Raw genomic sequence first — 14,614 nt, forward strand, 5'->3', positions numbered from 1 at the left:
ATGATCGAAATCATGATCGTCGACGACAATCCGATCGTTCGGATGGCCTTGCGCGGCTACCTCGCCAGCGCCGAGGACGTCACCGTGGTCGGTGAGGCGCCAGACGGACGAAGCGCGGTGACCATGGCCCAGCGGATACGTCCGGAGGTGATCCTCCTGGATCACCGGATGCCGATCGCGGATGGGCTCAGCGTGGTCGGTCAGCTCGCCGAGCATTCTCGCATTCTCGTCCTGACCAGCGACGACACCGACGATCTCATCGCCGGGATGCTGCGCGGCGGTGCCCGCGGTTACCTGGTGCACGGTGAGTTCGATCCGGCCGAGTTACTGCGCGCGGTGCGGGCCCTGGCCGCCGGCCAGGGCTGGTTGTCGCCGCGCAGCGCCTCGGTCACCATAGCCGCGCTTCGCGAGCAGGCGGCCCGCGAACAGCAGGACGCGGACCGTACGGAGAACGCGCGGGCGCAGCGCGCGGGGTTCGGCCTGACCCGCCGCGAGCAGGAGGTGATGGCGCTGCTCTCCGCCGGGCATTCGAACGCGGCGATCGCCCGCCAGCTGCTGCTCACCGAGAAGACGGTCAAGAACCATCTAGCCAACATCTTCGCCAAGCTCCAGGCCACCAACCGCACCGAAGCGGTGGTGCGGTGGACGGGCCGACACTAGGACGACATCGCCCATTCGAGCACCCGCTCGGTTGAACGCCGCGGCCCGAGCACCCGTTGTACTGGCGACGGGCGCTTCCGCCCGGCACCACCGCCTGGATGGGGTAGCCATGAGCGACATCAGCGGAGAGCCGAGCAACGGTGACGGCAACGACAAAGAGCTCGTCACTGCACTTATCGTTCACCCCTGCTCGGCGGAGCGGGCCGACCTGGGCGCGGTGCTCGAATCCGGCGAACGGATCCAGGTCGTCGGTCTCACCGGTGACGGCAACGAGGCGGTGCACCTGGCGCACCGCCTGCGTCCCGCCGTGATTCTGCTCGACGACGGGGTCACCGCGCCGGGCAAGCCGAACCTGGTCCGCGCCCTGGCTCAATGGTCACCAGTGATCGCCCTGACCGCCGCCACGGAATGCCGGGCGATCACGGCGCTGCTCTGCGCGCCGGTGCGCGGCTGCCTGGTGTACGGTCACTTCGAAACGTCCGATCTGATCGGTGCCGTCCGCGCGGTCGCCGCCGGGCTCGGTTGGCTCTCACCGGTGGCGGCAGCTGCCGCCAGTTGGCGATTGCGGACCCGATGACGGGCCGCAGCGGCCCGCTCGGGCCGGCCTACCAGGCAGCGGCTCGCTCGGGCTGGTAGACCAGCGGTCATGACACCGGCTTCGTCGGCTTCGAGGATTCCTCGCGCGGCGCGCAGAGCGTAGAACGATCGGGACCGCACCGTCCCCTCCGGCACCCCCATCCGGGTGGCCACCTCGGCAACCGAGGCGCCACCGTAGTAGAGCTCGACCAGCACGGTGCGGTGCTCGGGAGAGAGCCGACAGAGCGCGTCGGCCAACGCCAACCGGTCCACAATCTCCTCGTAGGCATTTTCCGATGACGGCATCCAACCCACGTCCACGCCGTAGGTCTCGGTCGGCCGAGCGGCACGGGCCCGGGCCGCGTCGATCATCAGATGTCGGGCGACGATAAACATCCACCGGCGGATGCTGATCGCGTCCGACGGTAGTTCCTCCAGCCGACGCCAGGCCCGCAGCATGGTTTCTTGCAGCAGGTCCTCGGCGAGTTCTCGCTGCCCCCGGGTCAGCCGGAGCAGATAGGAGTACAGCGGTCGGGCGTTCGCGGCGAAGACGGCCCGCATCCGGCTTACGGCGTCGGCGTCGGCGTCGGCGTCGGCGTCGGCGTCGGCGTCGGCGTCGGCGTCGGCGTCGGCGTCGATCTTGCCGGGCAGGCGCATGTCGATGTCCACGTGGTTCTACTCCTTCAGCCCGGAAATGATCTAACCGGGCAACCACGACGGATGGTAGTGAACCTCTAGTTCGAGACACCTGAGGCGAAGGACCCAGAAAGGCCCAGACGCGATCCCGGACGGGCCGGCCAACCTCCGCGGAGGGAGGGTCGCCTCCGGTCGTTTGGCCGACCGGTCCGCGACTTCGGCGGCAGAGTTTGGGTGTCGATTGAACCGGTCGGGCCGCTAGCCCGTAAGGCGGTCATCCGGTTCTCCGGGCGCCGGGAGTTGACACAGGAGAGGACCCACGTGGGCAAGAAGGACAGGGACAAGAACGACATCAAGATGAGCCGACTGACCTACGAGCGGCGCCTTCGCCAGATAAACGGCGGGCGAGAGCCCGCGTCTCAGTCGAGTTCGGACTCCGACGAGGCCGACCTCCGGGACGCCACGGCCATGCGGATGGGAGATGTCCAGTTTGTGGAGCTTGCCGATGGGCAGGCCGCCCATTGGAGCTCGACCGGGCCCGGTCAGCCCAATCAGGTCACCTACGATCCCAACTACCCCTACGCCGCGCCGGGGCAGCCGGGCCTGACGGCCCAGGGCAGTCTCAACCACGAGGTGGGCGGCCACGAGCACGCGGACCAGGTATATCAGCATCCTGACGACCCGGACCTACGGGCGGTCAACATGCACCTGCCCGGCAACGACGCGGACGACCCCGCTCTCTCGGCGTCCTTCCAACAGCAGACCGACACCATCGTCGAGAACTGGAACGAGGTGCGGAATGCGATCGGTCGTGATTCGAGCATCCACGCACATGCCGACTGGGCCAGATACGTGGACACCCGAGTTGAATATGCTCAAGCGACCGCGCACGTGCACAACGAGTCGGTCGCCGGTGACACGCTCGACTCGCTGGGCAGGGCGAGGCTTGCCGACGGTCCGGTCGGTAACCAACTCCGTGCCATCTTGCAGGAGGCCAGCATTCGCCAGCAACACGGCGGCGAGGTGCAGCGAATCGGACCGGTGGTGAGCAGCTCATCCACCCGGACATCGTCGTACCGCAACTCCCTGCCTGCCGAGAAACCCCAGGGCAGGAAGAAGTGACGGCACCGACCGAGCGCCGTCACGAGCCGGATTCGGCGACTCCGCTCTCCCCGCCGGGCCGACTGCCCGCGCCGCCCCCACCACCCACCCCACGCTTCATCTACTACCTCGATGGAGACGAGTACGACAAGGCGATGATCCGCCTGAGTCTCTGGGTCGAACACGTCCTGCTACCGACGTACGGCCGAGAGACGACCTCGGCCGCGCCCTGGTGCCCGACCTGGTGGCACCACACCGAGGCGGTGGCCCACCTGCACGCGCTGTGGATGGCCTGGGAGGAGTTGACCGGCAACCCGGGCGGTGCCCTGGGCCCGGCCAACTGGCATCGGGACTACCTGGGTCCGACAATGAGCGCCCTCCGCGACCCGGCTGGCCCCTTCGCCGGCTGCAAGGCGGGCGTGCATCGCGACAAACAGCCACCGACGGTCGCCGAGTATCCGGGTTCATTCTCGGATGACGGCGGCGCATGAGGCCGGCCCGTCGTTGACACCGGGCGGACCTCGCGAGGCGAGGGCCGCCCGGTGTACCGCTGCACGCCCCTCGGGCTCGGGATGACCGAACGCGCCCAAGCGGTCGGCGCCGGCCTACCAGCCGTATCGACCCGTACGGTGCCCCGGCGCCCGTTCACCTGGTTCTAGAAGTACTCGTGTCACTTCACTTCGTGCTGTTGTCGGTCCACATGCCTGCGCGAGACCGACGTTTGGCCTAACACCTCAGGGCGCCCTCGTCGCCGGGATCGACGCCCAGGGTGGCGGCGAACCGTTTGTACGCGTCGACCCGAGCCTGCACCTGGGCGCTGTTGCCGCCGCCGCATTCCAGGGCACCGTTGATGGTCCGGATGGTCTCACCGAATCCCCCACCTCCGGTGATCGCGTCGTGGGCGGTCATCGACCCCGCACCGCTCTGAGTCATCCAGAACCAGAGCGCGGTCTGCCAGGCCACCGAGGAATCGTTCTTCACCAGATCCGGATTGTTGAGCAGGTCCAGACCGAGCGCGTCGCCCGCGGCCTTGTAGTTGGTGTTCCAGCTGAGTTGGATCGGCCCGCGACCGTGGTAGGCGGTCTGACCGGCCGGACATCCATAGGGCTGGCCGGCGTCGCAGTAGTTGCCCCAGGCAGCCTGGTTGATCTCCTCGACGTGCACCAGCCCACCAGATTCATGGTTGATGTTGGCGAGGAAGGCGGCGAGTTCCCGCTTGCGGGTCTGTTCGTTCCCGGTGCCGGCGAAGGCGGGGAACTTTTTCATCGCGTCGGTCAGGCCGGCGTAGCTGTAGAAGGAGTTCCGGTGGGGAAACATCGCGTTGAACGTGGATCCGCTGAGCAATGTCGCACCGTCGCCGTCCGGGTCGGCATTCGTACCGTCCTGGGTAGGAGGAGTGGTCGGGGAGGTCGGGTCAGCGGCCGGGTCGTCGCCGTCACCATCAGCGTCGGTGTCGGGCTCCTCGTCGTCGGTGGCGGTGTACTTCGCGAACAGCCCACGAATCTGGAACGGGTAGCTATCCAGGACGAGTACGGGCATGCCTCCGTTGGCCTCGACTGCCGGCAGCCCCATTTCCCAGGCCATCAGGGTCAGGGTGAGATGGTCGCCGGCGACCTTTTTGTCTTTCAGAAGCCGCTGGGTCTCCACGGCCAGATGGCAGAAGTACCGGGCGTGGGCGTGGATGGAGTCCTCGGCGTCGAGCACGGAGGCTTCGCCGCTGTCGTCGTCGTCCTCGCCGTACTCGTCGAACACCTCGTCGGTCAGTTGGGAAAGCCCCTTGCCGCCCTGCGGGCCTTTCTTCTCCGCGCCGAACTCGGAGGCGTAGTCGATCTGCGCCGCGATGATCACGGGGGTGAGCAGGTCACACTTCTTGGCGGCGGACTTGATCGGTGCGACGAGATCCTGGTCCGGCACGTTCTTTCCGCTGAACGTGCCGCGGCCGTCTCCGCCGGACAGCTCGATCACGGCGTTGATGCTGTTGGTGCTGGACGCCGAGGCGCTGGGGTCCGTCTCGGGCGAGATGGAACTCATTTGAGATCCGCCGGCCATCCCGAAGATGACGAGCAGGATGATCAGCGCCAGCAGCGCCAGGATCACCAGCGGGAACATCCCGACCATCGAGATGACCACCCAGAGAAGCTGCGCCGAGTCGAACTTGGTCAGGGGCTTCGTCGCCTGCCCGGCCGCCCTCATCTTCCCCGCTGCCATGCCGGTCAGCCGAACTGGCGGGACTCGCGGCGGTGCCATTCCGCCGCGGCCCGGTCGGTGATGGCCTGCATCTCGGTCTTGGCAGCCGCAGAAATCATCGCGGCGTTCGGCTCCTTGTACCAGGGACGCAGCCGGATCAGCGCCGGCCGCACGCCGGTGGCCAGCAGCAGCGCGGTGCCCTTGGGCAGGGCTCGGATCTTGTCCGCCGGCAGCACCTGCTCCTGCCGGTACGACACCGACCGGGACGTGCCGTCCTTGGAGCGGGAGTAGCTGGAAGTCCCCACGTCGTGCTGGCCGACCAGTCTGGCGACCTTGTCGACGAAGTCGGCGTCGTCCAACCCGGCACCAAGCAGCTTGATGGTGGCGGCGCTCCACAACGCGTCCATCCCGGGCTCGCCCCAGACCCGCACTCCCTGCCGGTAGCTCTGCAACAGGGTCACCACGCTGATGCCCCGCGAGCCGAGGTGGCTGTAGAGGTCGGGCAGGTCGGAGATGCGGCAGACGTTTGCGGCCTCGTCCAGGATGGCGGTCATCGGCGGGTCCAGCCGTCCGCCCATCCGCTCGGCGGCGACCACTGCGGCGCGGATGACGGTGTCGGCCAAGCCGGCGATGACCCCGGCTGCGGATCCGCCACCGTCCTTGGAGAGCAGGTAGAGGGTGTCCCGGCCGAGTACGTGCTCCTCCGGGATGAACTCCGGCAGGTCCGGGTCGGGGCTGACCCAGGCCAGAATCTCCGGGTCGAGCAGACAGGCGACGCACTGCCGGGCGGTCTCGTAGATACCGTCACGGGTCTCCACCGCACCGCGTACGGTGCCCTGCAACTGATCGGCCATCGCCGACATGCCGGCATCCCGGAGCAGGTCGATCGGGGTGCGGTCGGCCGGGTCGGCGAGCCAGGACAGCAGGTGGTTGACCGACGAACCGCTACGCGAGGCGGCGAGGAAGAGCGCGGTCAGCGTGTTCTGGGCCGCGGCGATCCAGAAATCCTTCTTCGACGAGTCGTCGTTGACCGAGCTGACGAAGTGGCCGGCCAGCCGTCGCGCACCTTCGATGCTGTCGCAGCCGCGGAGCATGTCCCACCACATATCGCGTTCGGTGTACGCGATGCCCTGCGGATCGAAGGTCCAGACCCGGCCGACCTTCGCGCGCTCCTGCCGGGTCACGGTGAACACGTCGGACTTGTTCGAGGTCAGTAGGACCGCGCCGGGGGCCCGCAGCACCCGGGGAATGGCGATCCCGGTGGACTTTCCGGCTCGCGGTGCCATCAGGTCGAGCTCGACGTCCTCGTAGGAGGACCGCAACTCGGGCCCGGCGGGCATCAGCTCGCCGAGCAGGTTGCCGGTGTCGTCGGCGCTCAGCCGGGGAAGGTCCCTGAGCGACGGCCGCAGCTCGCGGGCGCGGGCCTCGCGGCCCTTGCCGATCATGCCGCTGAGTTCGTCCGATCGGGCGAGACTGCGGGGCTCCCGGAGCCGGAGCCAGCGGACGACTCCCCGCACGAGCAGGGCCAGCGGGCTGCTACCGAGCAGGACCAACGCCACCGCCGCGCCATAGACCAGGTACGGCGGCACCCCGGGCCAGACCTTCTCGGTGTTCCCGGTGACCATGCTGCTGTAGGCGTCCAGGGTGAACGGAGCGGGTTGCCAGCCGTGCCCGGTCAGCACGGCAGCGAACGCGCCGCCCAACCAGAGCAGTACGAAGATCACCAGGTTGAGCAACGCGAAGCCGGGAATCAACCAGGGCAGGTACTCCTGCCCGATCCCACCTGGGCGGCTCATCGGTGCCCCGCATCGTGGTGTCCCGCGTCGTGGTGCTCCTGTTCGCCGCCCTGGTGCGGCAGCATGTCCAGCGTGCTGGGCAGGTCGCCTCCGGTCACCGCGCGCATCACGGCGGCCCGTTCGGCCCGCATCCGGTCCGCATCACCGTTGGCGACCCAGCGCGTGTTCGTGTCGTGCAGGTGGCGTTCGGCGTCGGTGATCGCGACCCGGATCGGGATGCCGGGACGTCCACCTACCTTGATCAGAAAGCGGCCCCGACCGGGCGGCTCCTCGTGCCCGCCGTCCTGGGCCCAGCCCGGCGGCGACGACCAGGACGAGACCAACTCGATCTCGCGCCGGGACAACCCCACCACCCGCCCCAGATCCTCCATCTCCGCCTTGGGTAGGCCGGCGCAGGCCACCATGCCGGCGCGCTCGACGAAACCTCGGGCCTTGGCCTTGTCCGCCTCCGATCCCAGCGCCTCGGCGTCCTTCAGAGTGTGGGTGATCTTAGCGTCGGCGAGGCCGAGGGAGCGGTTCAATCGGGTGAGGGCGTCGATCCGGTCGACGATGCCGGAGGCCGCGCGCAGCGGTCGCCACAACTCGTCGAGGACGGTGAAGAACCACCGTCTGGGTGCCAGCCCCGCGTCGGCCAGGGCGTGCGAGGCGGCCACCGTGCCCAACCCGTCCGACCAGGCCGCGAGCATCGCCGCTGCGGTCAACTGTCCGTCCGCTTCACCGATGCGGGAGATGTCGATGCAGACGGCGGTGGCGTCCGGGTCGACCCGAGTCGAGGTGTCCGAGGCGAAGGTGTCGCCGAGCGGGCCGTCGAGGATGCCGAGCAGCGACCGGTGCAGCGGGTCGACGGCATCGCGGTAGCGGGATTCCTGGCCCCGGTCGAGGGTCACCTGCCGGACCTGGGGCGGCCCCTCCTCCAGCACGTTGAGCAGGTCGGGCAGCCGGAACGTCTGCCCCTGCGGCGTACGCTCGCGCAGGTGCCGCAGGCAGGCGGAGAGCACCGACTGCTCGTGGTCGCTGATCGGCGCGCCGCGCACGATGGTGAGCAGCGCCGCGACCATGTTGAGGACCCGGCCGTGGGTCTCGGCGGCCAGGGCCTGCCCCGCCTGTCCGCCGATCTTCGCGGCGGCCAACCCCATCGCACCGGGGTCCAGGACGTTCAGACCGCCGACGCCGCGAGCGATGGAGATGACCTGCCCGCCGAGGGCCCGGACGGTGTCGGCGTAGTCGGGTTTGAGGTCGCCGAGCACCAGTGGCACGACGCCCTGTGCGCTCAACCCGATCAACATCCGGTTGATCAGCGTCGACTTGCCGAGGCCAGGCATGCCGAGCATGAACAGCGACGGATTGGAGATGTAGCGGGCCCGAGTGAACCAGTTGAGCGGGTCACCGCAGACCGTCGCTCCGGTGTGGATGTGCTGGCCGAGTGGGATCCCGGTCATCGGGGCACCGGAGCCGGAGGCGAAGGGCCACAGCCCGCAGGCCTGCACGGTCGTCGCCCGCCACATGGTTGGCGGGTCCAACGCGGCCACCCGGCCGCCACCGAGGGCGTACGAGCCACGGTGCGGGACGCTGTCGTGCCCGTTGGCCCTGGCCAGTCGCCGCAGATACCGCTGTTCGGCCGCTTCCTCCTGGGCCCGGCGTCGGCGTTCGCGGCGCAGCGCCCGAGGCGTCTGCTGGCCCGTCTCGTCGGGTTCCCGGTCCTGCGCCTCGGCCGGCGGCACCACCAGGTCGGACATGGCCGTGACCGGCCCGGAGGCGTGCCGGGGCCAGCCCGCGCCGAGATCACGCAGCCGGGCACCGATAGTGGGCGTCACAGCGCCTCCTTCAACTCGTGCGGCACCATCGTCTGCTCCCAGGGCAGGATGCCGACCGGAAGCGCGCAGCTGAACGCAGCGGCCTGCATCCGATCGGCCGGACGCATCGCGATGCGGGTGGCGCCGAGCAGGTTCCGCATGGTCACGTCGGCGTCGCGCACATCGGCGGCCGAGTCCACGGTCAGCGTCACCAGCATCGAGAACTCCACCAGGCCCGCACCGGAAGCCTCCTCCGCCGCGGTCTGCTCGGCGGCCTCGATCTCGGAGATCGCGCGGGCCCGGACCAGGCCACGGGTCGAGTGGGCCATGAACTGGGCGGACCGGCGATCCGACTCCACGATCTTCGCGGAGGTCGCCGGGTCGATCGGTCGGTAGACGATGGCCACCCGCTTGCGGCGGATGCCCAGTGCCGGGTCGAGCAGACTGCGCAGCACACCGGAGCGCACGGTGCCGCGCGGGGCCAGGGTCAGCAACCAACTGCGGGAGACGCCGGAGTCGTGCTGGTAGTGGGTGGGCGTTTCGATGGTCGCGGCGGGCCCGGCGTCGGCCCACTCCAGCCCGGTGCCGCCGTGCTGGGCGCGTACGTCGAGTATCTCCGCGGCGACCGCCGGGTCGTACGCGACCCGGACGACCTCGGCGATCCGCTCCGCCGACAGTGGCTCCGCCGACCCGCCGCCGGCCGCGACCAGCCCGCCCAGCAGACCCGGCAGCCGCAACGCCAGGTCGGCGAGCATCATGTCGTGGTTGCGACGGGCACCGCCGGGTGCCGAGTAGGTGAGGGTGAGGAAGGTGTTCATCTCCGACGACGCCTCCGGGTACGTCTGCACCACCTCCTCCATGACGGCGCGCGCGGCGGGTGGAGCATTCGGGGAGATGCGACCCAGCACCTCGGTGGCGAGACGGGTGCCCGGGTCCGGCGCCGTCTCGACGATCACCGAGGCGCCCCGCAGGCCCGGCTCGTGTGACAGCCGGGACAGCCACTCACCCCAGAGCGCCACCCAGGTGTCGACCTGGTCGGAGTCGACGAGGGATCCGCCATCCGGCTCACAGCTCAAGACGATGGTGTACTGGTTGCGGTAGCGGTGGAAGAGCACTCCGAAGGGGCGGTCGTACGGGTCGCGCCCCTCCAACATGGTCACCCGGCTCAGCAGCCCGGGTGGACGGAACCGACCGCCGGGGCGCGCCGACAGCGGCCCGGAGACGTACAAGTGTTGCCCTTTGGATTTGCGGCGCATCCAGCCGATCCGGACGGCGGCCATGTCGTAGACGTTGCGACCGTCCTGGGTGCGGATCGCCAGCGGTCCCAGCAGCAGCGCGAGCGGTAGCCCCACGACCAGGGCTGCGTTCAGCGAGATCATGGAGGAGATCAGGACCAGCACGAGCCCGCCGAACAGGCCAATCGTGCCGACCAGACCCAACGAGCCCAGGCCCGCCTTGCGGGGGCGACGCCAGTTGCCGTAGGTCGGTGTCTTCATGGATTCTGCGGCCGTACTCATGTTGGTCCTTCTCCTCGTACCGGCATCAGTCAGTCACGGTCACGGTAAGGAATCGCTCCGCTGGCGATTCTGCTGGCGTGTTTGTGGGTGCTGGCCACGGCCTGCACCGCCGTGGCAGCGGCACCGACCGTCGCAGCCGCGGCGCCGGCCGCGCCCCGGGCGGCCCGCCCGGCAGTCGACCCGCCGCCGGGGCCACCGGCGGACCTGCTGTCGGATCCACCACCGGACCCGCCCGAGGGCCGACCGCCGCTGCCGCTGGCAGCGCGACCGCCACCCGAGCCACCGCCCGCCGCCGAGCTACCTCCGCCCGCCGCCGAGCTACCTCCGCTCGGTCCACGGGGCCGCCCGGCGGAAGCCGACCCGCTTCCACCGCCGCCAGCGATCTTCTTGGCCCCACTCGCCACCGCACCCGCCGCAGCGGCACCGGCACCGACACCCGCACCGGCCCCATTGCCCGAGCCCATGCTGGCCATCGCCGGCACGACCAGCCGCATCAGCGCGGGCAGCGCGACCGCAGCCAGCAACAGAATGGCGGCACCGGCGAGCTTGTAGTGCCGAGCGCTGTCCGCGCCGTTCAACTCGCTTGTCGCGCCGATCATGGCGGCGCCCGAATACATGATGAGTCCGACCACCGGTTTGAAGGCCAGCCAGGCGACCATCCAGGCGATGTGCTTGCGCCACCAGTTCCCGCCCCACTCGGACATCGACGCCGCCGCGGCCAGCGGCAGCGTGCCGGTGAGCAGCACCATCACGCCGAGCCGGATGTACATCAGGATGACGTGGATGCAGCCGGCGATCAGCAGCAACAGGCCGATGATGATCAGCAGGAAGGCGGTGAGCCCATCGGTGCCGCAGTTGGCGATCAACTTGAGCTGGGCCTTGATGCCCTGCTCATAGAGGTGATGGGTGTATGAGTCCGCCTCGCTGGCGAGCCAGATGGCCACCCACCACGCGGCACTCACCGTGAGCACCATCCGGACCAGGCCCATGAGCGCCACCACGATGGGCTGCCCCTTGCGTTCCAGCGCCATCCGGAAGCTCGCCACCAACAGCGACGCGACCGCGATCGTGACGACCAACCAGTTGGTCTGTAGCTGAATCTTGTCGTTGAGCGCCTCGTCGCCGATCGTGGGAATGTCGCCGAGATTGGCGAAGAGTTCGACAGCCGCACCCAGGATGGCGCTGGCAATATCGCTGAGAATCCCGTCGATGCCCCGCTCGAAGAAGCCGACTACCTGCCCGATCGTGCCAATGTAGACGGCGTCACCGGTAGCACACTCCACGTCACACCTCGTTCCACAGCACGAAGCCGACGAGGGAGACCACGGGGTTGACCCGGCTGTAGAGACCTCCGGAGTTCAACGGCCGGAGCTGCCAGTCCACCCCGTTCCAGTCGACGATGTAGTCGATGGACACGTAGGCCACGTTCGCCTGCCGGACAAGAACCCGGATCGTGGCGGTGCTTGGCGAATACTTCAGCACGAGGAATCCGGCCAGCTCGTTCGAGGTCTGCACCGGCCCGGTCTCCGGCATCGACGCCCGCATCGCATCGAAGTAGTCCCGCCCGAGGCCGGGGACGAGTTGCTGGTCGCTGACCGCCGGCCAGTCGGGACCACTCATCTGGCGGGAAATGGTGTGCGCCGCCATGACCGCCCCCATCGGCGTGTGGGCGAAGCACCACAGCAGCGGGCCGGTGGTCTTCAGCGGCCCCGCCGAGGCGGACAGCGGGGTGTCCGCCCCGTTGAGTGGCCGCCAGGTGATGTCCCGCGGCGCCTCGCTGGGAAGTTGCTGCACGGAATCGTCGGTGCGACAGCCCTGCGGCCGGGATCCGTCCGGGCCGAGCGTGCCGATCACCGGCCGGTCGGTGGCCGCAGCGCTGGAGTTCACGTCCCGGCCACCGATTGCCGCGACAATGCCGACGCAGACGGCGATGGCGAGAAAACCAGCCGACAGCTGCCATCGACGGTTCTGCCAGAACGGCTTTTCCTCGTCCAACTCGTCGTCGGATGCGAATCTCAGTCTCATGGGTACCTACCCCTGTGGAACGGACGCTCGGGCCTACGGTCGATAAGCGGTCGGTTGCCGCCTTCGCTGTCTCTGCTCAGCCGAAGACCCAGGTAACGAGCGGCCCCGCCAGGGAGACCAGGATGCAGCCGCCCAGCACCATTCCGAGTCGGCTCATGTGCTCCGAACTCTCGCCACGTTTGTGCGAGATGGCCATGACTGCGCCGGTGATCAGAACCCCGAGGACACCCATCGCCGTTCCTCCCCAGGAGACCAAACCCAGCGCCTGCTCGACCTTGTCGGCGAGACCTTCCGGCAAGGTCCCATCGGAGTTTGGCTTCGGCACTTCGGCGGCGAGGCTGTCGGGTGCCCGCAACGCGGTGGAGATCCCGAGAACCGCGTTGAAGTAGAGATCAGTGAGGACCATTCGAAGCTCCTTCGAGATTAGACGGTTTATTTCGCTCGGGTCACGAGTCCCCGGTTGGAGGTCAGCCGGTGACGTCGAGCCACGCGATGATTGGGCCGGCAGTGCTGGCGATCAGGCATGCCGCCGCGACCATGGCGATGTTCTTCGTGTATTCGGTCCGCTCTTCGAGAGCACCACGACGCAACTGCGACGCCATAATCGCGCCGGTGATGAGCAGACCTGTCACGCCAGCGGCACTCACGAGCCACGCCAAGAAGTCGAGCAGCTTCGAAACTGCTTTTTCAGGGTTGCTGTTGATCGTGTATTCCTGGAGCGCCGGTGGCGAGAAATGGACGCTGTTGACCGGGATGTCACACTTGAACTTCCCGGCATGTACGAGGCCCGAGATGGTGCATTTGGTCGCCCCGGTGATATCGATATTGTCCTTCGTCACCGACTCACCCGCGAGGCCGGTGTGCATCTCGACGTCCATCTTGACGCTGTCGCCCGGCTTGTACGGAGCGGTCATGGTGTAGGAGCCGTTCGTCGAGTTGCGCTTCCCCGTACATTCTCGGTCGCCGTTGTTTGCGGCCGGCCTCGCCATGGTGGTGGTGGTCTTCAGACAGAGGGTGTAGTTGTAGATAGCGCCGCCGCCATCAATCTCCACCGTGTAGACGCCATCGGCGGCCTGCGCCCCCGACGGCGCCAGCAGGCCCAGCCCGACCAACCCCAGCGCGGCGACAACGACAGCCGCCGCGCTCCGGACTGTTCTGATCACGGCTGCCTCCGATGCTCGACGTGCGGACCCACCAAAGTGGCGAGACGGGACAACTGCCGAGGCGGGCGTTTCGGCTGCTCGCCCACCCGGTACGACGGAATCCACGGCAGCCGATGCACCGGGGCGATCGAACGCAGCAGGCGGATCCGACCGAGCAACGGCGGCGGCAGCCGGCCAGGAGCATCGGCGATCAGCACCACTCCCAACAGCCGCATTCCGGCCGGATGCCGGCCCTCCCGCAGCGCGTGCAGCGCACGGGAGACCGCCCGCAGCCCGTCGGAGTTGGTCCGTCCGACCACCATGACCAGAGCCGGCTCGGCGAGGGCCGGGTCTGGCCAGCGGCAGCCGATGTCGGTGCCGCCCAGCAGCCGGGCCAGCGTCGTCGCGCCGGCACCACCGTGCGCACCGATCCACCCGATGCCGTCGCCGGAGAGGCTGCCGCGCTGCCAGGTCGGGCCATCGTCGTACGCTGACACGCCAAACGGCTCCCCCGGCCCCGGCCTCATGGCCGAGGCCGCTGGTCGTTGTAGCGCCACGGATCCGTTACCCATCTGCCTCGCCCCCTTTCGTGCTCGCCGCTGTGGTCACCGGCCGCACCACCGTTCAGTGGCGACGGCCGCTTTACGGCGCTACCGGGCGCTCGGTTCAGGCCGAGTGCCGAGTTTTTTCACAAACATCAGCCACCCGACGAACCCAGCGCTGCCCACGGCGGTCACCACGGCTTCGGCACTCGCCAGCATTCGGCGCGGGCAGCACGCGGAGGCCACGGCGCCGCCCGCCCCCGCCGATGAGCCTCGACGGCCGGAACAGCCACAGATCCCGGAGATGGATGCGGCCAGCGCCGCGCACGACCGCGCCTGGGCCCGCGCCAACCAGGCTCGCGGCCTGGCGGCCAAGGAATACCTCGACGACCGGGCCACCCCGTCCGGTCATCCCGCTGCCGCGAAGGAATCACACGAGCGGCACCGGACCGCCGCCGATCACTCCCGTTGGCGGCGGTTGGCCCTCGCTACCCCGGCCGTTTCCCGGCTCGCCGGCTCACCAGCGTGCGCAGCACCGGGGCGAGGAGTCAGCCGGCCCCACTCCCGTCGCTCGGCCAGCCTCGCCGCCGCCACTAAGAGCGGTCGGCAATAGGCGAGGTGGTCTGGTGATGCTGTCCC

The 14,614-nt window shown here is 68.9% G+C and carries 15 protein-coding genes; 5 read left to right on the forward strand and 10 right to left on the reverse strand.

Annotated features, from left to right (window positions below; genetic code table 11):
* Nucleotides 1–660, forward strand: coding sequence for a LuxR C-terminal-related transcriptional regulator (locus Vqi01_RS00750; protein ID WP_239098089.1), 660 nt, complete (start codon nt 1–3; stop codon nt 658–660).
* A 109-nt stretch (nt 661–769) separates the two neighbouring features.
* Nucleotides 770–1,237: a response regulator gene (locus tag Vqi01_RS00755; RefSeq protein WP_204031932.1), complete on the forward strand. Its 468-nt coding sequence runs from the start codon at nt 770–772 to the stop codon at nt 1,235–1,237.
* On the opposite strand, the gene Vqi01_RS00760 is transcribed toward Vqi01_RS00755, so the two are convergent.
* Nucleotides 1,126–1,905 carry a sigma-70 family RNA polymerase sigma factor gene (locus tag Vqi01_RS00760; RefSeq protein WP_204031934.1) on the reverse strand — a complete coding sequence of 260 codons (780 nt, stop codon included), beginning with the start codon at nt 1,903–1,905 and terminating at the stop codon, nt 1,126–1,128. The two genes, Vqi01_RS00755 and Vqi01_RS00760, sit on opposite strands and share 112 nt — an antisense overlap.
* Nucleotides 1,906–2,193: 288 nt before the next feature.
* Between Vqi01_RS00760 and Vqi01_RS00765 the strand changes: the two genes are divergently transcribed.
* Together Vqi01_RS00765 and Vqi01_RS00770 are read left to right on the forward strand one after the other, a co-directional pair.
* Nucleotides 2,194–2,994, forward strand: coding sequence for a hypothetical protein (locus Vqi01_RS00765; RefSeq protein WP_204031936.1), 801 nt, complete (start codon nt 2,194–2,196; stop codon nt 2,992–2,994).
* A complete protein-coding gene (locus Vqi01_RS00770; protein WP_239098085.1) occupies nt 2,991–3,464 on the forward strand; it encodes a DUF4913 domain-containing protein in 474 nt (157 codons plus the stop codon). Before Vqi01_RS00765 ends, Vqi01_RS00770 begins: the two co-directional genes overlap by 4 nt.
* A 235-nt stretch (nt 3,465–3,699) precedes the next feature.
* Here the strand turns inward: Vqi01_RS00770 and Vqi01_RS00775 are convergent, their stop codons facing one another.
* From Vqi01_RS00775 to Vqi01_RS00815, 9 genes are all read right to left on the reverse strand, one after another.
* A complete protein-coding gene (locus Vqi01_RS00775) occupies nt 3,700–5,181 on the reverse strand; it encodes a glycoside hydrolase family 19 protein (protein WP_204031937.1) in 1,482 nt (493 codons plus the stop codon).
* Between the two features lie 5 nt (nt 5,182–5,186).
* On the reverse strand, nt 5,187–6,956 hold the full coding sequence (locus Vqi01_RS00780; protein ID WP_204031939.1) for a type IV secretory system conjugative DNA transfer family protein: 1,770 nt from the start codon (nt 6,954–6,956) through the stop codon (nt 5,187–5,189).
* Complete coding sequence (locus tag Vqi01_RS00785) at nt 6,953–8,770, reverse strand: putative type IV secretion/conjugal transfer ATPase (RefSeq protein ID WP_239098086.1); 1,818 nt, start codon at nt 8,768–8,770, stop codon at nt 6,953–6,955. The genes Vqi01_RS00780 and Vqi01_RS00785 overlap by 4 nt, the downstream gene beginning before the upstream one ends.
* A complete protein-coding gene (locus tag Vqi01_RS00790) occupies nt 8,767–10,266 on the reverse strand; it encodes an SCO6880 family protein (RefSeq protein WP_204031941.1) in 1,500 nt (499 codons plus the stop codon). The genes Vqi01_RS00785 and Vqi01_RS00790 overlap by 4 nt, the downstream gene beginning before the upstream one ends.
* 29 nt (nt 10,267–10,295) lie before the next feature.
* Complete coding sequence (locus Vqi01_RS00795) at nt 10,296–11,549, reverse strand: hypothetical protein (RefSeq protein ID WP_204031943.1); 1,254 nt, start codon at nt 11,547–11,549, stop codon at nt 10,296–10,298.
* Nucleotide 11,550: 1 nt separating this feature from the next.
* Nucleotides 11,551–12,291 (reverse strand): DUF8175 domain-containg protein, encoded by a 741-nt coding sequence (locus tag Vqi01_RS00800; protein ID WP_204031944.1) that lies wholly within the window; start codon nt 12,289–12,291, stop codon nt 11,551–11,553.
* Nucleotides 12,292–12,367: 76 nt separating this feature from the next.
* Entirely contained in the window at nt 12,368–12,697 is a 330-nt protein-coding gene (locus Vqi01_RS00805; protein WP_204031946.1) for a hypothetical protein, read from the reverse strand.
* A gap of 61 nt (nt 12,698–12,758) precedes the next feature.
* Nucleotides 12,759–13,454 (reverse strand): hypothetical protein, encoded by a 696-nt coding sequence (locus tag Vqi01_RS00810; protein WP_204031948.1) that lies wholly within the window; start codon nt 13,452–13,454, stop codon nt 12,759–12,761.
* The gene (locus Vqi01_RS00815) at nt 13,451–13,930 is read right to left on the reverse strand and encodes a DUF6668 family protein (protein ID WP_239098087.1); all 480 of its coding nucleotides are present in this window, start codon (nt 13,928–13,930) and stop codon (nt 13,451–13,453) included. The genes Vqi01_RS00810 and Vqi01_RS00815 overlap by 4 nt, the downstream gene beginning before the upstream one ends.
* Nucleotides 13,931–14,279: 349 nt before the next feature.
* Here Vqi01_RS00815 and Vqi01_RS00820 point away from each other — a divergent pair, with 349 nt between their 5' ends.
* Nucleotides 14,280–14,588: a hypothetical protein gene (locus Vqi01_RS00820; protein ID WP_204031951.1), complete on the forward strand. Its 309-nt coding sequence runs from the start codon at nt 14,280–14,282 to the stop codon at nt 14,586–14,588.
* The last annotated feature ends 26 nt before the right edge of the window (nt 14,589–14,614 follow it).

It is taken from the genome of Micromonospora qiuiae (assembly GCF_016863555.1).
Lineage (GTDB): Bacteria > Actinomycetota > Actinomycetes > Mycobacteriales > Micromonosporaceae > Micromonospora > Micromonospora qiuiae.